Origin of the sequence: Zobellia alginiliquefaciens, assembly GCF_029323795.1 — a bacterium.
In the GTDB taxonomy this organism is placed as follows: domain Bacteria; phylum Bacteroidota; class Bacteroidia; order Flavobacteriales; family Flavobacteriaceae; genus Zobellia; species Zobellia alginiliquefaciens.
In genome coordinates, this window is record NZ_CP119758.1 from 3,548,962 (window position 1) to 3,570,113 (window position 21,152).

Below are 21,152 nucleotides of genomic sequence, written 5' to 3' on the forward strand. Positions count from 1 at the left end.
AAGCTTTCTCACGTCATTATTCGTGCTCAAAAAATCGTTTGTTCATTGTGTCCATTACTTTTTCTATTCCGTCTTTTTTCAACCATTCATATTCTGTTGTCGAAAGGTTACCTGCGGTATAATGTAATTGTTTTTTATCATCTGTAATTGCTTGGTAAACAACGTTAGCGATGTCTTCGGGCAAGTCTCGTTTTGTTGAAGAGTCAGCTTTCATTGCTGTAATGTATTTATTGAAAACTACTTGGTAATCTTGATGAGAAACCATTTGTGCATTACTTCCAAAATTGGTTTGCATATAGGCTGGCACGACCGTTTTGATATTTATTCCAAATTGATTTAGTTCATAACTCATTGCTTCTGTCCACGTTTCTAATGCCGACTTTGTGCCTGCATAAACTGATACAAACGGATAGGGAATATTCGCTGTTGAAGATGTTACCGTAAGAATTGTTCCGCTTTTTCTTGCTCTGAAATAGGGAAGCAGTGCCTTGGTAACAAGTATTGTCCCTAAAAAATTGGTGTTGATTTGTTGTTCTAATTGTTCGTCGGTAGTTCCTTCAAAAGCACCCATAAGTCCATACGCCGCATTGTTGATTAGTACGTTTATTGGGCTTATGCTTTCTGCTTTTTCAGCCACTTCAGTAATTTGCTTTTTATTGGTTATATCTAATTTTAAGAGATGTACGTTTGGCAACTGTGTAAGTTCTGTTTCTTTTTCGGGCTTTCGCATTGTAGCAATTACGGTCCAACCTTTTGAGGCGAACAATTTGGCGGTCGCTTTTCCCAATCCTGACGAAGTTCCTGTGATGAAAATTGATTTGCTCATTTTTTTAATTATAAAATTGATATGGCAAAAATGCAGACTTAAAAAAAGAACCTGTTTACCATTTGGTAAAAAGCAATTTAGCGAATATTTTTTCTTATTCTGCTCAAGGATTGTTGTGTGATTCCCAAATACGAAGCAATGTATGACAAAGGAATTCGATTGAGAAGTGTTGGATATTTTCTCATAAATTCCAAATAGCGTGTAGTAGCATCCTGTGAAATGAGTGGACTAACTCTTTCCAATTTTTGAGCAAGTGATTTGTTGGTGATTTTTTGGATAATATTTTCCCAATCCATTATAGTGTCTGAAATTTCTTTCCAATCGGAATTGGAAAACACAAGTAGTTTACAGTCTGTTGCAGCCTGTATGTATTCCGTAGAGGGTACATTTTTCAGATTATAAAGCAAGTGCTTTTCTTCAATAAAAATTTTGGTGATTTCCTCTCCTTTATTGTTGTAATAGCAGATACGTAGAATGCCGTCAATAATAAAACCGACTTGCCTTAAAACTTTTCCTGCTTCAGCAAAATAGTCATCTTTGTTAAGTTGTATTTCTTTTGCTTTACTTGTGACAAGCTTTATTTGTTGTTGGTTTAAATTACCAAACTGAAGAATGTATGCTATAAATTCGTTCATTATACAAAATTAACAATAGTCTTTCTGTATTATTTACCATTTGGTAAAAGGATTTTTTTCAGCTTAAGTGTCATTTTGTCTTGCTGGCAACGTTAATGTGTAAGGATTGCGTATGGAAGCAACTAACTTACTAAAAATGGAATGAACCAGACGAAAATCCGTAGAATTCTACAAGTAACTGAGAACCAATCAATAATTTTTATACCATGTTAACTGCCGTTTTTTCTAAAGAGCTAAATGTTTAAAAATTCTTTTATATCTTTTGCTAATAAATCTGGTTGCTCCATTGCTGCAAAATGTCCGCCAGATTCCATTTCAGTCCAATGAGTTATATTGAAACCTTTTTCAATGTATGAACGTGGTGGCGTGGGTAATTCTTTTGGGAATTTAGCAAATCCAACAGAAACTTTTATATCATCGTTTTCACCAAATCGGAAAAGGTTTTTACTATTTTCGTTATACATTCGGATTGACGAGTGAATTGTTTGAGTAATCCAATAAAGTGTTGCGTTTGCAGGTAATTCGTCCTTTGTAAAAACAGAATTCATTTCTCCATTGTTATCACTCCACGAATTAAACTTTTCAATAATCCAAGTACATAATCCTACCGGCGAATCATTTAATCTGTAGGGCAAAGTCAACGGTTTTGTACTTTGAATATAGGAATAGGCACCTTCTTTTGAAGCCATTCCATTGCAAATTTTTGATATGCTATAACTTCTTCAGTTAACTGCTCTCCGTCTTTTAAATTCGGCTTATAAGAGCCGGAAATATAGTTTAAGTGCAATCCAATTACATTTTCGGGATATCTTAAAGATATCCAAGTGCAAGGCATTTGAGGAATTTTAGCTATGTGCGATAGGGGATAACAAGGGTAGTGAAGGGGCAATCTACACGAGACTTTTAAGATTGATATCTCCTTATGATATAACCTTAATTTTGAATATAATCTTTGTTTTTTTCAAATGGTACAGGTGCTTTGGTGCGTTCGCGCCATTTCTTTAAGTCTTCGTACAGTTGTTCTACTTTTTTAGGGTTTTGTTGTGCCAAGTTGATTTTTTCACCTATATCGGAACTTAAATGATATAGCTCCAAAACGCTGTCCTCAAAATATTCATGAAGTTTCCAGTCTCCTGAAATTATGACGGATCCAGGACGAGTTCTGAAGAGTGGGTCCCTGCCTTGGTCTTTCAACTCGTTGTATTTCTGAAGATATATAGGAAAATGAAAATAAAGATTGCGCTTAACCGAATCATTTTTTACTAATATGGGGATAAGGTCAATGCCATCAAGAGCTCCTGCTTTAATCTTTGGTTCAACAATATTTTGTAGCGTAGGATAAATGTCTAAGTTGCTGATTATATGGACTGAAGTAGATTTGGGCTTGATTTTCTCCGGCCATTTTATGATCAAGGGAACACGAATACCACCTTCGTAGTACGAGCCTTTTCCTGCCCTTAAAGGTGTTTGTTCGGATATAGCTCTAATGCCGCCATTGTCCGAAGTGAAAATAACAAGCGTATTTTGTTCCAAACCATGCGATTTTAGTACATCTAATAATTTACCCACATTCTGGTCCATAGCATAAACCATTGCAGCATAATCAGGTCTGTTTTGTCCATTACTACTTTTTTTCGCTTTAAACTTGGTAACAAGTGATTCTTTCCCCATTATTGGGGTATGTACCGTGTAATACGGCATATATAGAAAAAAAGTGGTGTCTTTGTATTTCTCTATGTACTCAATGGCTTCATTAGTGAGTCTATCCGTTAAGTATTCTCCCTTCTCTCCATTGGTTATATGGTCTACTTTGTACGGAGAGAAATAACCTCCTTTGCCGGGGTTGCCCTTTGCGCTTCCGCCTACGTTAATATCAATTCCTTGAGTGCTGGGATTATGCCCTACATGCCATTTGCCAAAACTACCGGTAACATAACCTGCTGATTTTAGCATTTCCGGTAACGTATAAATAGTATCGTTTAAATGGTCGGTGTTTTTTATAGGAACGAGCTTTCTAGTTTTTACGTTGCCCCTGTCAGAAGGACTGACCGTATAGACTCCATGTCTGGGTGTATTTAGACCAGATATTAAACACGCTCTGCTAGGAGCGCAATTTGCAGCCCCGGCATATGCATTATAGAACACCATACCTTCTGCAGCCAGTGCGTCTAAATTTGGTGTTTCATAATATTGGCTTCCCATAAAGCCAACGTCCTTATACCCAAGATCATCTATGTTAATTAGAACTATGTTTGGTTTTGTATCCTTTGGGTAGTCGGTTTTAGCAGGTTTACAGCTTTGAAATATGTATATGAAAAATAGTAGTAGTGATTTTCTGAGTAGGTTGTGGCTAACGGAAAGGTTCATATGGGTATCTAATCGAATCAAACTAAGGTTGTCCCTTTTATGAACAGGGTCATAGGACTACAAAACTGTGAAAATATTTCATTTTTGTAAATGAGTAAGGGTTCTAATGATTCATATAGGGGGCAATAATGTCTAACCTTTGTAAAAAGTTGGTGTTACTCGTTTTGTATTCCCACGTTTGTGCGGGTTTCTTTATGTAATTGCTTTGCGTATTCGGTAGGGCTCATATTATATTCTTTACTAAAGCACTTACTAAAATATTTCTGATTACTAAAGCCTGTCATGTAAGCTACTTCGGAAATATATACATTGTTGTTCTTTAATAATTGAGCAGCACGTTTCAGCCGTATTCGTTTGATGAAATTTACCGGAGTATCGTTATTTATGGCTTGTAGCTTCCGGTATAGATTGGCCCTACTCATTCCTGCTTCTGCTGCCAGAAATTCAACATTAAGATTTTTGTCATCTATAGCTGATTCTACAATGACAATTAGCTTCCTGATAAACTTTTCATCGTTCGAGTCTATTTTTATTTCTGATGGCTCGGGTGTAATAATTTTACTGTATTTATTCCTAAGACCTTCTCTTCTGCTAAAAGTGTTCTTAACCTTCCATTTTACAAACTCTAGACTAAACGGCTTTTCTATATAATCATCGGCACCTAGACTAAGACACTCTATTTTTGTTTCTTCGGAATTTTTAGCCGTCAGCATAAAAATGGGAATGGTTTTAATCTCCGGATTGTTTTTAACTTTTTGTAACATAGAGATTCCATCTTCTATGGGCATAAGGATATCACAAATAATTAAATCAGGACTTTGGGTTAAACAGGTGTTGTATCCTTCTTTGCCATTGCAAGCTTCAATTATATTAAAGTCGCTTTTTAATTCCTCTTTCACCATAAACCTTAGGTCCTCATTATCTTCTACTAGCAAAACCTTGGGTTTAGAGGTGTTGGTTTTCTCAGGCTGAGCATCAAATTCTGAAGAAATTTCTTCTATTACCTGAAATTCTGAATTCTTAATAAAGTTTTTGGTGAGAGGTGTGCCCCTGTTAATACGTTCTTTTTTATGATATCTGGTTTTGTTGATAGGCAGATAGAAGGTAAATTCCGTAAAGGCATTTTCCTCACTTTCTACTTGTATAGTACCGTGGTGTCTTTCTATAAGCTTTTGTACCAGTTCCATTCCTATTCCTGTTCCGGGTATTTGGTTACTGTATTTTTTAGTTGCCTGATAGTAACGGTCAAAAATTTGGTCAATATCCTCTTTGGGTATGCCTATGCCATTATCCCGTACACTACATTTTATATGGGGGGCCAGTATAAATTGTTTGCCAAAATGGCTTTTCTCCTTTTTTGATGCCAGACTCAATGAAACTTTTATCGTTCCTTTTTTTGGCGTGTATTTGAATGCATTGGAGAGAAGATTAAACAGTATTTTTTCTAAAATATCTACATCATACCACCCTATAATTTTACTTTCTTCAGTAGTAAATAGGTAATCTATTTCATAAATCTTGGCAAAGTCATTGAATGCATTTTTTATGATTTCAATATCGTTAACAATATTATTTTTTGAAATCTGTAATTTTAGTTTGCCTTCATCAAACTTGCGAATGTCCATTAGCTGGTTTATAAGCCGGTGCATTCGTAATGTATTGTTGTAAATTCTTTGTGATGTAATGGGGCTTAACGTAAACTTCTTTTCTTTAACTACCTTTTCTATGGTACCTAATATTAGGGCTAGGGGTGTACGCAATTCATGAGAAATGTCTGTGAAAAATACCATTTTCATACGGTTCATTTCATTGTCTTTTTCTCTGCTTACGGTTTCCGCTACCAATTTCTTTTTTAGTTTATACCACCTTCTGATAACCAACCCTGTTGTGTAGATAGAAATAATTAATAAAAGAAAGTAGAGTAGGTAGGCTAGGGTACTTTTCCAGTAAGGCGGACTAATTGTAAAATTGAAAGTTGCAGGTTTCTCGTTCCATACCCCGTCACTATTAGAGCTTTTGACCTTAAATGTGTAGTTTCCGGGAGGTAAATCATTATAATTTGCATTTCTGTTAGAGGCTTTGGTGTAGTGCCAAAAATCGTTTATGCCTTCTAACATATAGGCAAATTCATTTTTATTGGGGGCCGTAAAATCTAAGGTAGAGAACTCAAATGCAATGTTGTTTCTGTTATGCTCCAATCGTAGACTATCTGTGGTGTTGAGAAACTTTTTTGAATGGCTTTTCTTGTTTACGGTGTTAGATTTGTTGAAGTCTCCAAATATGGTATAGTTGGTAATAATAGTATTGGGTACCAATAATTCCTTTTTATAATTTTTTGGGCTGACCGTAAAAAAACCTTCTGGACAACCAAAATAAATTTCTCCAGTTTCAGCAACAGCAGATGAATTGAATATAAAATGACTCTCGGTTACACCATCTTCAATTCCAAAATTCACGAACTTTTTTTCTTTTACATCAAATCGTGAAATACCGTCTCTTGTACTCAACCATAAGTTCTGGGATTTATCTTTAGCAATACTCGCAACGGTTGTAGATACCAAACCTTCGGTTTTACCATAGCTGGTAATGGTGTGATCTTTGGTGTTGTAAAAATTTAGGCCGCCACCTCTGGTGCCTATCCACATATTGCCTTGTTCGTCCTCAAGTAGGCATAAAATGGCATTTGAACTTAGACCATTCTCTACAGAAGGATTAAATATATCTATTTCCTCTTCAATTAGGTTTATCTTAAATAAACCATCACCACGCGTTCCGATCCATAAATTGTGATTCCGATCCAAATGCATGACCGAAACATTTTTTCCAAAAAGGGTAGAAACCGCTTTCTTTTTAAAAGTGTTTACTGAATCGTCTGGATTAATGATGTGTATACCTCCTCCCCAAAGTCCTACCCAGATTTCAGTTGGGTTTAGGGCAATGACATCGCGTACGTTGTAGTGGTATTTTTTTAAGGTGTCAAATTGTACATTTTTGTTGTCGGTACTATAATTTGTGGAAAGCAATAGATGATTTCCGGTGCCATAGAGTATTTCCTTTTGAGAAAAATCTTTCTTGATAACGCTGTAATTTTGATTGGCGTGCGTTAATAATTTCTTGGTATCGTTATTTACATCAAAACTATATAGCCCGTCTCTGTCCAACGTTACCAATAATTGGTTGTTTCCGAACATTAATAGGTCTTGGGTGAAGCGGTTGTTCAAGTTTTTGCCAAGGGTTGTGTATGAGAAAATTGAATTTCTATCAATATGTTTCTTAATACCCTTGTTGGTAGTAATCCATAAGTTATTGTACTTATCTATAATGGATGAATTGATGCTGTTTTCGTAAGGATTTTTATTTGTTTGTTGCTCTTCTTCCACAAAGTTGAAAATATAGGAATTAGCCACTCTTTGCCCCTTGTAGAGACCGGATTGAGTACTCACCCATATTATACCGGATTCTTGGTCTCTTGAGATAGAAGTAAACTCCATGGGTTCTGGAGTTTCTTTAAAACCTATTATTTTTTCCACTATCTTGAGCTTAAACTCCTCTTTTCTGTATTCCAAAAGGAACATACCTGCATCTGTAGTTGCCAAAAAGGTATTATTTTCTGCGGGTATGAGAAAAGAGGTGTTCTTAGGAAATCCGGTATCTATAAGTTGCTCCTCCTTGTTCAACGCCAGTATTCCTTTGGGCGTTGCAAACCAACTTCTACCAAAAATATCTTCGGCATAGTAGTTTATTACGTTGTTACTGGCCCATATGCTATTCTTTTGCTGATAATTTAGTTCTGTTTGAAATTTAATATCGGGAAGTGTATCCTTAGGTGTGATTTTGACAATACCGGTATTCCTTAAATTTGCCCAGACTGTACCATCTTTTGATTTTCCTAGGATAACAGTGGTGTTGTTTTTATAAAACCCTTTAAAGCTATTGGTACTTCTATGGTACCATATTAAATAACTTTCACTTCCAATCCATAAATTCCCATAGTTATCCTCTATAATAGAATTTATGCTGTTGTTAGGAATGGATGTCTCATCAAAAACATCGTATTGGTTTTCCACTAGAGCGTGGCCGTCGTACCTATATAGGCCACTATCCGTCCCAAACCATAAATAGCCCAAGTGATCTTCAAAGACCACGTTTGTCTTTTTGTTAAAACGACTATCGTCTATATGTAGTGCATGAAAATAGGCTGGAATGTTTTGGGCATTACCGGTAACCCAACAACAAACAAAAAGGAAAAGGGGGAGAATTTGTTTCATAAAGAGTATTGGTTGGTAGGGTTACTAAGTTTCAAATAGGGTTTTATAGTTTTTTTCTAAGGGCCAATATGCTTATTCCAATATCAACAAGTTAAAAGAAGGTTAAAAGATGTACTAAATATAGGGTATATATGTTGCAAAAAGATCTCTTAAAGCCCATAAAATGGCAATATGCAACATAAGTGTACCATTATGAGACATTCACGATCAAACCCTGCAATATATTTACCATAGGCCTTCAACAACTCAACTTAAGGCTACTAATTGTAACTAACATTAAACCACTATGAAATTAAAAAGATTGTTATTGCTACTGCTATTTGGTAGTATGGTGTCTCTACAGGCACAACAAAATTTGACAGGAACTATTACGGATGAGTCTGGCCAACCGCTACCGGGTGTGAATGTTTTAGTAAAAGGAACTACGGTAGGCACCGTAGCCGATTTTGACGGAAACTATTCTATTGAAGCATCTGAAGGTGCTACTTTAGAATTTAGTTATTTAGGGTTTGTAGCCAAAAGCGTTCAAGTAGGGAACGAAACTACTATAAACACCGTGCTACAAGAAGACGTAGCATTGTTGGACGAAGTGGTCGTAATTGGATATGGTACATCTACCAAAAAAGATTTAGTGTCTTCTGTATCTTCTGTTAAATCAGATGTTCTAGAAAACCAACCTGTAGCTAGAGTAGATCAAGCGTTGCAAGGGCGTGCTACTGGGGTAGAGGTTACTTCAAATAACGGTACACCAGGTTCTGGTTCTACTATTCGTATTAGGGGTAATAGTTCTATCAACGGAAATAATGACCCGTTATATGTTATTGACGGTTTCATTGCGGGAACAGGTTTTAACCTTAATACAATAAACGTAAACGATATTGCATCCATTGAAATATTAAAAGATGCAACAGCCCTTTCTATATATGGTACAAGGGGTGCGTCTGGGGTAATTTTAATTACTACTAAAAATGGTAAAGGTATGGCGCCAGGGAAACCCAAGGTTACTATTAATCATTACCAAAGCATGCAAGAAACGGCTAACCGCATAGATATTTTGGGCGGCCAAGATTTCGTAGATTATAAAAATGAGTCGTATCAATTTGTTCCCGGACCAGATGGTTTTGGATTTACGGATACTACTTTACCATTGGTCTTAGATCCGGATAATACAACCACTACGGATTGGTTGGATTTAGTAGAGCAACCAGGTTCAATTTCCAATACAGATGTATCCGTTACGGGGAACTCTGAAAATGCGAACTATTTTATTTCAGGGAATTATTTTAGTCAAAACGGTGTTCTTAGAGGATCCGGCCTAGATAGGGTAAACTTTAGAACTAATCTTGATGTTCGGGTTTCGGATAGGTTTAAAACAGGTATTAGAGCAAATATTACCCATTACAAGATAGAGAACAACAAAGTAAACTACGGGAACATCGTTTCTAGCGTGCTTCCTACACGACCAGTTTATTTGGAAGATGGAAGTTTTTCGTTCGAAAATCCAATAAGTGCAGGCTTGGAACGTAACCCTGAGGCCGATATACAGTTGCGCGTAGATCACGATTTGGTAACCCAAATTATAACTAACGCTTATGTAGAATATGAATTGGCAAAAAACCTTTCTTTTAAATCTACATTTGGTGCTCAATTAAATTATACAAAACAAAACAACTATTTACCAGGTATTCTTCCTGAAAGAGTAAATGGAGGTTATGGTAGAATCAACACCAATTTTTCTAAAAGTATATTGAATGAAAATACACTTAATTATGATTTAGATTTAGAAGACCACTCCATAAAAGTACTAGGTGGTTTTACTTGGCAGAAAGACAATAACGAAAGTACATTTTCAGAAGCAGACCAGTTTCCTAATGATGTAGTACTATTTAATAACTTGGCGTTAGGTGATGCTTCAACTGCAGTGGTAGGTTCGGGTTATAGTCAACGTACCTTAAGTTCGTTTTTAGGTCGTGTTAACTATGGCTATAAAAGTAAATACTTACTTACTTTGGTAGGTAGGTATGATGGATCTTCTGTTTTCGAAACCGGTAATAAATATGCTTTTTTCCCCTCTATCGGTGCGGCTTGGAATGTGGATGAGGAGAGCTTTATGGTAGATTCTGAGGTTATCGATAGATTCAAACTTAGAGGTAGTTACGGTATTGTAGGGGAGCAAGGTGTTGTTGCCTACAATTCTTTAGCAACTTATAATAACACAACTACCGTCTTTAACGGTTCTTTGGTGAACGGTGTGGTAGTAGGTGATGTGCCTAGTAGTGGTTTAAGCTGGGAAACCACTAAGCAGCTAGATTTAGGTATTGAATTAGGTTTTTTAAATAATAGGATAAGTTTTGAAGCCGATTATTATAAGAAGACCACGGAAGACTTGTTGTTGGCCGTTGCATTATCTGGTCAAGTAGGAGCAAATTCAACCACCCAGTTACAGAATTTGGGTTCTGTACGAAATAGTGGTTTTGAAATAGGGTTGAATACGGTTAATGTAGAGACCGATAATTTTTCATGGGAAACAAATCTGAGCGTATCATCTAACAAGAGTGAAATATTAGAGTTGGATGGTCAAGAGTATATATCTTTGCAATCTACGGGAAATCAAGGAGGAAATTCAGCACGATTAATTGTTGGAGAAGCATTACCAACTTTTGTTGGAGCTACATATTTAGGTACGTACAAGAGTGCAGATGAAATTATTGCTGATGGTAGAGAGGGACGTTCTTTTATTGGTGGACCTAGATATGAGGATCTTAACGGAGACTCCAACATTAATGATGAAGATTTTGTAGTGTTAGGTAGTCCTATACCAGATTTTTATGGCGGTATTAGAAATACATTTAAATACAAAGACCTTACGCTAGACATGTTTTTTCATGGTAGCTATGGTGCCGAAATTTATAATGTCAGAACGCAGACAGCCTATTTCGGTAGAGGCGAACAAAATGTTGATCCTATTGTTTTGGATCGCTGGATTGCTGGAGTTAATGAAACCTCAGATATTCCAAGAGCGGGGCCATCTAACAGCTTGTTTAACCCAAATAGTAGTTTAAATATTGAAGATGGTTCTTACCTAAGGTTAAAAACCCTATCATTAAATTACAATGTGCCTTTAGAATCAGGGGGGCTTAGTGATGTGTTCAGTTCATTGAACGTTTATGTTACCGGAACAAATCTTTTACTTTTTACAGACTTTACTTTGGGTGATCCTGAGGTAAATAATTTTAGCGATGGAAGCGGTCTTAACTCTGTTTCCCAAGGTTTTGCATCTGGTCAATATCCGTATGCGAAATCAATAACATTAGGTGTAAAAGTAGAATTTTAAAAAATCAGATATGAAAACTAATATAATGAGTAAATTTTTAATACTACTTGTGGGCTTTCTTGTTTTGAGCTCATGTGATGATTTCCTGGAAGAGGATTTAAGAAATCAAATTACACCTGATGCCTTTTTTACAAATGACAAAGAAGCAGAATTGGCTGTAAATGGTGTGTATAGGTTATTTCATGATAATAATGTGTACAGACAACGCGGGTTAGATAATTATTACACGAGCGGTGCAGATATACAAGCCGCCAATAGAGATGTGAACGGCTCTATTCATAATTACCTAATTCAGGAAGGAACAGCAGATGGTAACGGAACTTGGATACAGTTGTATAAAGTGGTTAATAATACAACAGAATTTATCTCAAATATTGAGGGTAATGAAAATTTATCTAAAGAAGCTATGGATAGCAGATTAGGGGAGTTACTTTTCCTAAGAGCTTTGGCGTATTATCACTTAACCAATTTATGGGGAGATGTACCTTTTTATACGGAGCAGTTGCCTGTATTGGAAAGGTCGGTTTTAGGAAGAACTCCAAAAGAAGAGGTAAGAAGTGCCATGAAGGACGATTTGGCAAAGGCGTTTGACTTACTGCCTAGCTCTTACTCAGGTAACGATTTAGGTAGAGCCAGTAAATGGGCTGCCGCAACGTTAAAGGCAAAATACCATCTTTTTGATGAGGAATGGGCTTTGGCAAAAGCGGAGTGTGATGTTGTAATAGATGGTGGAGCGCACCGGTTATTAGATAATTATGCCGATGTTTTTAATCAGTCTGATCCTAGCAATCAATATAATGAGGAATATATTTTTGTAATAGATTTTGAGGCAGATTATAATGGCTTATTTACCACAAGAACAGATGACTACAATCCACGTATTAGGGACGAACCCGCAGGTAGAAATAATGATACTATTGTAAATGGGGTATCTGGAACAAAAGTGGATATATTTCAAGGCCTTTTGCGTGATCAAGGCGAGGATATGACCGGTTACGGTTGGTCAGTACCACTACCGGAGTTTGCTTTACAAGAAAACTGGCAAGATGGTGATCTAAGATATGATGCAACTATTGTAACTGAGTATTTAGGATGGAAACTAGCGTTCCCTTACTTCCGAAAAAATTGGAATTTAGATCAAGAGAATTCCCTACGTGAAAATCATCCAGAAAATTATATTGTTTTTCGTTTGGCAGATGTGTATTTAATGGCAGCTGAGGCAGAAAACGAGTTGAACGGTCCTGGAGCTGCATATTTTTATGTGAATAAGGTTAGGGAAAGAGCTTTTGAGCCAGACCAACCATGGAGCGGTTTGTCCAAAGAAGTATTCAGGGAGGCTATGTATGAAGAAAGAAAATTTGAATTGAGTGCAGAGGGACATCGTCGTATGGATTTGATTCGTTGGGGTATTTTATTAGATAAAGTAAAAACGGTTCAGCATAGGGCATGGAACAATCCTGGGGCAAACATTCAACCTTACCATGTGTTATTGCCGATCCCTCAAAACCAGTTAGAGTTAAACCCTGCCTTATTGGATACAGACCCTACCAATAACGGATATAGATAATTAACTGAAATTATAAATGTCATGGAGCACGCTGGTGGTTTCATGGCATTTATTAAGCCCACCATATGAAACAAATTCTTTATTCAATTTTACTGGTTTCTGTTTTTTTTTCATGTAAAGACAAAGTTCAAAATACAGACGAATCTAATACAGAAACGAATACGTCTTTAACAAAACCTAATATTGTCTACATTCTGGCAGATGATCTTGGGTATGGAGATTTGAGTGCCTATGGCCAACAAAAATTCAGAACTCCCAATATAGATAAGCTAGCAAAAGACGGTATGCTTTTTACCCAGCATTATTCCGGTAGTACGGTTTGTGCACCTTCCAGGTCGGCTTTGTTAACGGGTATGCATACGGGCCATACCGTGGTGAGGGGAAATAAAGAAATTATGCCTGAAGGTCAATATCCTTTACCGGACAATACCTTTACTATGGCAGAAGCCATGAAAAAAGCAGGATATTCTACAGGGGCTTTTGGTAAATGGGGCTTAGGGTTTCCGGGATCTGAAGGAGATCCCTTAAACCAAGGTTTTGATACATTTTTTGGGTATAACTGTCAACGGTTGGGGCATAATTACTATCCAGGTCACCTATGGGCCAATAAAGATTCTTTGGTTCTTAAGGATAATACGGGAGGAAATAACGGAACCTATGCGCCGGGGTTGATTCATGAAAAAACATTAGAGTTTATAGAGCTGAACAAAGACAATCCTTTCTTTTTGTATGTGGCCTCCATTATACCGCATGCAGAATTGGCGGCTCCTGAAAAAATCATGAAAAAGTACAGAGGTGAGTTTCCGCCGGAAACCCCTTATGAAGGTGTAGATGACGGTCCAGAGTTTAATCAAGGGCCTTATCGCTCACAGGAACAACCCCATGCAGCATTTGTTTCTATGGTCCATTTATTGGATGAACAAGTAGGAGAAATTATAGCCAAATTGGATCAATTGGGTATTGCAGAAAATACCATTGTGGTTTTTACATCGGATAATGGGCCACACACGGAAGGTGGTGCAGACCCGGAATATTTTGATAGTAACGGGCCGTTCCGTGGAACGAAAAGAGATCTTTATGAAGGAGGAATTAGAGTTCCTATGATTGCTTCATGGCCAGGTAAAATCAAGCCGGGTAGTACAACGGAGTTAGTATCGGCTTTTTGGGATGTGTTTCCTACTTTTTCGGACATAGCAGGTATTGAAGCTCCCGAAGGCTTAGACGGAATTTCGTTTTTACCCACCCTTTTAGGAAACAGCGATCAACAGAAAAATCATGAATACCTGTATTGGGAATTTCATGAAAAAGGAGGTAGACAGGCCATTCGTAAAGGGAATTGGAAGGCTGTAAAGTATGATGTTTTTAAAGGTTCCAATGTGCCTATTCAACTGTATGATCTGACCACGGATCTTGGGGAACAAAATAATGTAGCTAGCAAAAATCCTGAAATCATTGAGGAGATGAAAGTACTCTTTGAAAAAGCAAGGACCCCATCAGACGTGTTTACATTTAATCAAGAAACCTATTTAAATAGCAAATAGAAAAAAAATCGTTTTAGTTAGTTGAGTTTTTTTACAAGAGGCCCTTGTTCAGGGCCTCTTATTTCAGTACTATTTTAGTTTAGCCTAAAATGTATTTTTCTGAAATCAGAGTATTATGAAAATCCCATTGAATTATTTTTTCATCTTTTTGTTTTGTAGTCACTTTGCGTCATGCCAAGATAAAGCGCAAGGACTTCTACCATCGCTAGATTTCAGTTTTAAAAAAGCAAATGTACGCTCTATAGAAAATCGGTTAATAGTTTCTACGGGTAACGTAGAACGTACTTGGCAATTAACAAAAAGTGGTTTTATAACAACATCGTTTAAAAATTTAGAAACAGATGAAACGTACTCCGCACCATCAGTTGGTGTAAAATGTGATTGGGCATACTACGGCTTAATTAATGGCGAAACAAAAGGAAATTTAATTTCCTTGAGGGCGAAAAGATCTGATGATGAAAAATTTACATCTGAGCATATTGAGATAGTTGCCGAGTTTAGATACCCTAAAATAGAGAGCTCGGTTAAATATGTTATTTGGGCATACCCTGATGCACCAGGTATTCGTACCCAACTTTTTATTAAAGGTGATGCGAAAAAATATATGGATGAATCGGATTTGAGACCTAAAAATAATTTCAGTTATGATTTAGTAAATGGTACGTCAAATTTTGATTATTTCTCAGGTGAGACTGCTGAAAGATATATAGCAACAACTGCGCAAAATGAAAATTCGGTACAGTACCATGTAAAAGGGCTAGACCCGGAAAAGCAATATAAACTTGGTTTTACTTGGTGGGATTTTAAAGGAGAAGGGCTTGTACAGAACGTTAGGGTAACTAGTGTTGATGGTGAAATTAATGAAAAAGTAATTAAGGAGGCAAAATTGCCGGATTATAAAAATGAGAAGCGGCTCTATGAGGCTAGGCAAATGGACTTGCCTTCAACTATTCTACATGACGGTACTTTTCGTGTTTTTTTTGATAAAGTAAAAGGCAAACGTGCTCAAGTAAGCGAGGTTTTCATTTATGAAAAGGGCAATCGTAAAGTGGAAATTTCTTCTAATATGGTAAATCGCTTGGAAGAGTTGAGAACCGAAGCACCTAACGGGTATTCTTTAATAGGGTACATTGATTGTGGAGAAGCTATTCAAGCAGAAAAAATGGTAGCTACAGGCCGCGTCGATTTTTTACCGGTTTCAAACAAAAATAAAACTACGACCCATATAGGATATTATAATGATACGCAACACCGTAATAAAACGGAAACGCCATTGATAAAGATAGAGACCTCCCGGGTAGAGGAAACGCAAAAAGTTCAATGGAGCAATATGGTGCGAGTAGATGAAGAAGGCTCTGGGATTATAGTGGTTAAAGAATCACACAAATGCGTCAATCAATATGGGGTAGATACAGGTGAGTTTATCATTGGTGAAAATGGTATTGAGAATACAGGAACATCACTGTTTTCTTCGGAATTGAATAGTGAAGAATATAAATGGTGTTGGCCATCATGGAGCATTGCTTATTCGGGTGGTGAATATGGGAGTGAGCTGGCTCTTAAAAAGTTTGATCGTATTCGTTACCCTATAGATGAAGATAGGGACATTTATATACAGGCAAATACGTGGGGTTCTGGTAGGGGCAAAACGGCTTCCCAAGAAGAGAATATATTGCTAGAGCTAGAATCTCAGGCAGATTTAGGTATCGATATACAACAAATTGATGACGGTTGGCAGAATAATGATTGGGGTTTACGCAAAGATTGGTATCCAGAAGGATGGCAGAACGTTGTAAACAAATCAAAAGAAACGGGAGTGAAGCTTGGACTGTGGGCAGCGGCAATGCCAGTTACCTATGAAGCTTTAAAAAACAGTTCTGACCAGGCCAATTTTGTCACTTATAAATTAGATTTTGCAAGTTTGGGTACGCATGAGAATATGGAAAAGCTCATGGGTAAAATTAGAAAGTTTATTCTGTATACCAACCAGCAAGTTCGTGTTAATTGGGATTTAACAGAGAATGCACCACGTTTTGGATATTTTTGGGCCAAAGAGTACGGCAGTGTTTATTTAGAAAACCGCAAACCGGATAAGCCTGAAAATGTGGTTTATATTCCACATTTGGTTTTAAGGGATATTTGGCATTTAACCAACTATACAAATATCAATAAGTTTCAAACTTCTATTCAAAATACCGGTATGACCAATAAAAAGGTCAGCGATGCGTATTTGCATACCGACCCTTATGCTGTAGCCATCGGTTTAGTAGGGACTCCTTTGTTTTTTCAAGAAACTCAAAACTACGAGCAAAACAGTAGGGAAGAAATAAAAGCACTATTAAAGGTTTATAAAAAACATAGAAAGGAGATGTACGATAGCTATGTGTTTTCTCTTGGTAATGAACCCAATAATAAAACTTGGTCGGGTTTTCAGTGGTATAAAGAGAATAGAAAATCAGGTTATTTATTATTGTTTAGAGAGTTAGAAAATAATGATTCTGAAACGGAATTGAAATTAAGGTTTTTAAAAAACACAAACGTAGTGTTCACAGATTTGGAAGGTGGAGAATCTAAATCGGTATATATAAAGGAAGATGGTATAGCAAGGTTCAAAATAGATAACCCTGCTTCTTATAAATTTATTAAATATGTGTACGAATGAAAAAACAATTACTTCTGATTATCGCATTATGTGGAATTTTAGTAGGTTTTGAACAGGACACCAAGCCTAACGTTCTCATTATAGGCGACTCCATTTCTATAGGCTATACTCCCTATGTAAAAACGGCTTTGCAGGATAGGGCCAATGTATTCCACAATGAAGGCAATGCCCAACACACCGGTACTGGTCTAGAGAAAATAGAAGAGTGGTTGGGAGAAACACAATGGGATATTATTCATTTTAATTGGGGCCTATGGGATTTGTGTTATCGACATCCTGACTCAAAAGAGAGCGGCAATAGAGATAAGAGAAACGGAACCGTTACTTACACTCCAACGGAATATGGTGAAAATCTCGAAAAGCTGGTTGTTCGTTTGAAAAAAACAAAAGCCAAACTAATTTTCGCTACCACCAGTTATGTGCCAAAAGGAGAGGTAGGTCGTGTTGTAAAATCTGATAATCTATATAACAAAGTGGCTTTAGCGGTTATGAAAAAACACGGCATCACCGTTAATGATATACATAGTTTCGCAAAAAAAGTACATAGAAAACACGCTTCAGGTCAAGGTGATGTACACTATACAAAAAAAGGTTACAAACTTCTTTCCGAACCCGTTGTAAGAAGTATAGAAAAACATCTAAAATCCATTTGAAATCAACGTATATAAAGAGAGTTGTTTATCCAACGAACTAGTCAGATTTAACGCCATAAAATTCTAAAAGTCAGTTAGAAAAACTTAAGAATACATGAGTAAAATAACCTTTTTAGTAACATTGATGTTGTGCGTTCTGTTCTCTTCGTGCGATTCGAATAAGAATAGTAAAACGGTAAAAAAGAAGACGAATATTATTTTGATTTATGCAGATGATTTAGGTGTTGGATTATTAGGTCAAGAAGGTCAAAAAATTATTAAAACACCTCATATAGATGCATTGGCCAGAGAAGGAATGCGTTTTACGAACGCCTATTCCAATATGTTATGTGCACCAGCAAGGGCTTCTCTAATTACAGGTCTCAGAGATTGCCGAGCTGAGAAATTTGAGATTACTCCTGGAGCCATGTACAAAAAAATAAGTACAGAAAACGTATCCTACGCTCAAATTGAAAATAGAATAAATAAAGCCCTTCGTCCTATATCGGAAGACCAGGTGTTTTTAGGACAAATAGCAAAAGAAGCAGGGTATAAAACTGGGCAAATAGGTAAGCTAGAATGGGGTTTTTCGGCTACGGACCAGCAAATGAAGAGACATGGATGGGATTATTATTATGGGTATTTAGATCATGTACGTGCACATGGGTTTTATCCTCCTTTCTTGTTCGAAAATGGTAAAAAGGTAAATATTAAAGGGAATACCCTTGCCAATAGTGGAAAATCTGGTGAGCCGGAAACCCCGGAAAATCGTGCAGAAAGGCATAATTTGAAAGGTAAAGTACAATATTCTCAGAACCTTTTTATGAATAAAGCCCTGAATTTTATGGAGGCCAACCGAGATAAACCTTTCTTTCTATACTTCCCAACTCAACTACCGCACGGTCCTGTGTCTATTCCTGAGATACATTCTGATTTTATAAACGATGATCGGTTGACCACAATAGAGAAGGAGTATGCCTCTATGGTTAAAATGTTGGATGATAATGTGGGGCAGCTTATGCAAAAATTGAAAGCATTGGAACTAGACCAAAATACAATTGTCATTTTTACTGCGGATAACGGTCATGAAATCTATTACGCTCAAGAAGGACGAGTTTTAAAACCGTATGCAAATATTGAAACAGGTAAGCGGTTCGATAATGTAGCACACAAATATTATAGCCACCTAGCGGGTGATGTATTTGATGGAAACGGCGGACAAGCTGGGTTGAAAAGAAGTAACCTTCAAGGCGGCATCCGGGTTCCTTTATTAATTAGATGGCCTGACCAGGTCAAACCTGGAAAAACCAGTGAGCGTCTTATTGCCAATTACGATTTGTTGTCTACACTGGCGGAAGCCACGGGTTTTAGCAAAACATTTCATACGGACGGTATTTCTTTCTACGATGAGTTAGTTAGTTCAAGCAAAGGTGACGAGCATACGTCAATTGTCTATTCATCATATACCGGGCCCACATTAATTACCAAGGAAGGGTGGAAGCTTAGAACCGATTTGAAAAAGAACGTTTTTGAACTTTTCTTTTTACCCGATGATTATAAAGAGGAGCACGACCTCTCTGGTGAACACCCCATAAAAGTGGAGGCTCTTAAAAAGGAACTTCTTAAAGTCTGTGAAGGGGATTTTAGAAACGGACTGTATACGGATAAGGGAAATATTCTAACAGTTTCCAAAGGGGAAAATAATTAGGACAATTTAGATATTCAGGTTCAAGATGAAAAGATGGGTTTTATTCGGTTTAGCAATTAGTAATTTTTGTTTTGTATCAGGACAAGAAAATGTGATTTCTATAGAAATTGATACAGCTACTTCTTTTCAGACCATTCATAATTTTGCTGCTTCAGATGCTTGGGCGGCACAATATGTTGGGCTTTGGCCAGAGGTCAAAAGAAACCAAGTTGCAGAATGGTTATTTAGTACCGAAACGGATAAAATGGGGTCTCCAAAAGGAATCGGTTTAACAGCATGGCGTTTCAATATTGGTGCAGGCAGTGCTAGACAGGGCGGTGAAAGTGGTATAAAGGATTCTTGGCGACGTAGCGAAGGTTTTTTGCAAGATGATGGTTCTTCGTACGATTGGCAAAAACAAGCAGGGCAGCAATGGTTTTTGCAAGCGGCTAAGAAAAATGGGGTAGAGCAGTTCATAGCCTTTTCAAACAGTCCGCCCGTATCAATGACAATGAATGGAAAGGGACATTCTACCAATGGTAAATCGGCAAACTTGTCCACAGAAAACTATGCAGCTTATGGCAACTTCCTCGCTGATGTACTAAAACATTTTAAAGATAGTTTAGCGATTGATTTTAATTATACCAGTCCTTTTAATGAACCACAATGGGAATGGAAAGGAGGGCAAGAAGGCTCACCTTGGAATAATGACGAGCTGGCGTCCGCAACTCGGATGATCGACTCTGTTTTTCAATCTAGAAATATATCCTCGAAGATAGAAATCACAGAAGCCGGTGCCATTGACTATTTAACGGGAAGTAAAGAGAAATATCCAAATAGAAGCGATCAAATAGAAACCTTTTTTAATCCGGATAACCCTCATTTCTTGGGTAATCTTAAAGGTCTGGCACCCAAGGTGGCTGCACATAGTTACTTTACTACTTGGAATGTTGAAAAACTTAAAAGGGAGAGAGAACGCATAGCGGAAAAATTACATAAATACCCATTTTTAGAATACTGGATGAGTGAATACTGCATCTTGGAAAATAACGAAGAAATCAAAGGCAAGGGGAGAGGGGTAGCTATGCAAACTGCTTTATATGTAGCACGTGTTATACATGCAGACCTCACGATAGCCAATGCGAGTGCATGGCATTGGTGGCTGGCAATGAGTCCCTATGATTTTAAGGACGGATTGGTATATCATGATAAGCGCGTTGACGATGGGGATATTTATGATTCAAAACTGCTCTGGGCCTTTGGTAATTATTCCCGTTTCATTCGCCCTGGAGCTTCAAGAATTTCTGCAATCTATAAAAACGATACCTCCACGGAAACATTGCAAAATGGGGTATTGATTTCGGCATATAAAAATAAGGATAACAGCGTGGTGGTAGTGGCCGTGAACCAAAAGAATACGGCTGTAGATTTAATGTTATCACTAGATCTTGAATCCTTCAAGAAAGTGAACTGCTATGTAACGGACGCCGAGCAGAACTTAAAAAGTAAGGATTTAGAAAAACAGGGGAATGATAAATATACACTGAACAGAAAATCAGTAACCACTTTTGTTTTCCGATAATAATTGAATTAAGAACAGGTAACAAATATTACGCATGGGTCATTTTAACAA

12 protein-coding genes are annotated in these 21,152 nt (G+C 37.1%); 7 read left to right on the forward strand and 5 right to left on the reverse strand.

Annotation, left to right across the window (positions count from 1 at the left end; translation table 11 throughout):
- Nucleotides 1-16: 16 nt before the first annotated feature.
- The 5 genes from P0077_RS14880 to P0077_RS14900 form a co-directional block, all read right to left on the reverse strand.
- The gene (locus tag P0077_RS14880) at nt 17-826 is read right to left on the reverse strand and encodes an SDR family oxidoreductase (protein WP_276165999.1); all 810 of its coding nucleotides are present in this window, start codon (nt 824-826) and stop codon (nt 17-19) included.
- A 77-nt stretch (nt 827-903) separates the two neighbouring features.
- Nucleotides 904-1,461: a Crp/Fnr family transcriptional regulator gene (locus P0077_RS14885; RefSeq protein ID WP_276166000.1), complete on the reverse strand. Its 558-nt coding sequence runs from the start codon at nt 1,459-1,461 to the stop codon at nt 904-906.
- A 233-nt stretch (nt 1,462-1,694) separates the two neighbouring features.
- A complete protein-coding gene (locus P0077_RS14890; protein WP_276166001.1) occupies nt 1,695-2,150 on the reverse strand; it encodes an alpha/beta fold hydrolase in 456 nt (151 codons plus the stop codon).
- A 244-nt stretch (nt 2,151-2,394) separates the two neighbouring features.
- Entirely contained in the window at nt 2,395-3,828 is a 1,434-nt protein-coding gene (locus P0077_RS14895; protein WP_276169210.1) for a sulfatase, read from the reverse strand.
- A 155-nt stretch (nt 3,829-3,983) separates the two neighbouring features.
- Nucleotides 3,984-8,096, reverse strand: a complete 4,113-nt coding sequence (locus P0077_RS14900; RefSeq protein WP_276166002.1) for an ATP-binding protein — start codon at nt 8,094-8,096, stop codon at nt 3,984-3,986.
- A 286-nt stretch (nt 8,097-8,382) separates the two neighbouring features.
- Between P0077_RS14900 and P0077_RS14905 the strand changes: the two genes are divergently transcribed.
- From P0077_RS14905 to P0077_RS14935, 7 genes are all read left to right on the forward strand, one after another.
- A complete protein-coding gene (locus tag P0077_RS14905) occupies nt 8,383-11,430 on the forward strand; it encodes a SusC/RagA family TonB-linked outer membrane protein (protein WP_276166003.1) in 3,048 nt (1,015 codons plus the stop codon).
- A 10-nt stretch (nt 11,431-11,440) separates the two neighbouring features.
- Nucleotides 11,441-12,997 (forward strand): RagB/SusD family nutrient uptake outer membrane protein, encoded by a 1,557-nt coding sequence (locus P0077_RS14910; RefSeq protein ID WP_276166004.1) that lies wholly within the window; start codon nt 11,441-11,443, stop codon nt 12,995-12,997.
- 65 nt (nt 12,998-13,062) lie between these two features.
- Nucleotides 13,063-14,538 carry an arylsulfatase gene (locus tag P0077_RS14915; protein ID WP_276166005.1) on the forward strand — a complete coding sequence of 492 codons (1,476 nt, stop codon included), beginning with the start codon at nt 13,063-13,065 and terminating at the stop codon, nt 14,536-14,538.
- Between the two features lie 115 nt (nt 14,539-14,653).
- Nucleotides 14,654-17,200: an alpha-amylase family protein gene (locus P0077_RS14920; RefSeq protein WP_276166006.1), complete on the forward strand. Its 2,547-nt coding sequence runs from the start codon at nt 14,654-14,656 to the stop codon at nt 17,198-17,200.
- Nucleotides 17,197-17,853 (forward strand): SGNH/GDSL hydrolase family protein, encoded by a 657-nt coding sequence (locus P0077_RS14925; protein ID WP_276166007.1) that lies wholly within the window; start codon nt 17,197-17,199, stop codon nt 17,851-17,853. The genes P0077_RS14920 and P0077_RS14925 overlap by 4 nt, the downstream gene beginning before the upstream one ends.
- Nucleotides 17,854-17,947: 94 nt before the next feature.
- Entirely contained in the window at nt 17,948-19,540 is a 1,593-nt protein-coding gene (locus P0077_RS14930) for an arylsulfatase (RefSeq protein WP_276166008.1), read from the forward strand.
- 25 nt (nt 19,541-19,565) lie between these two features.
- Nucleotides 19,566-21,101 carry a glycoside hydrolase family 30 protein gene (locus P0077_RS14935; RefSeq protein WP_276166009.1) on the forward strand — a complete coding sequence of 512 codons (1,536 nt, stop codon included), beginning with the start codon at nt 19,566-19,568 and terminating at the stop codon, nt 21,099-21,101.
- Nucleotides 21,102-21,152: the final 51 nt, after the last annotated feature.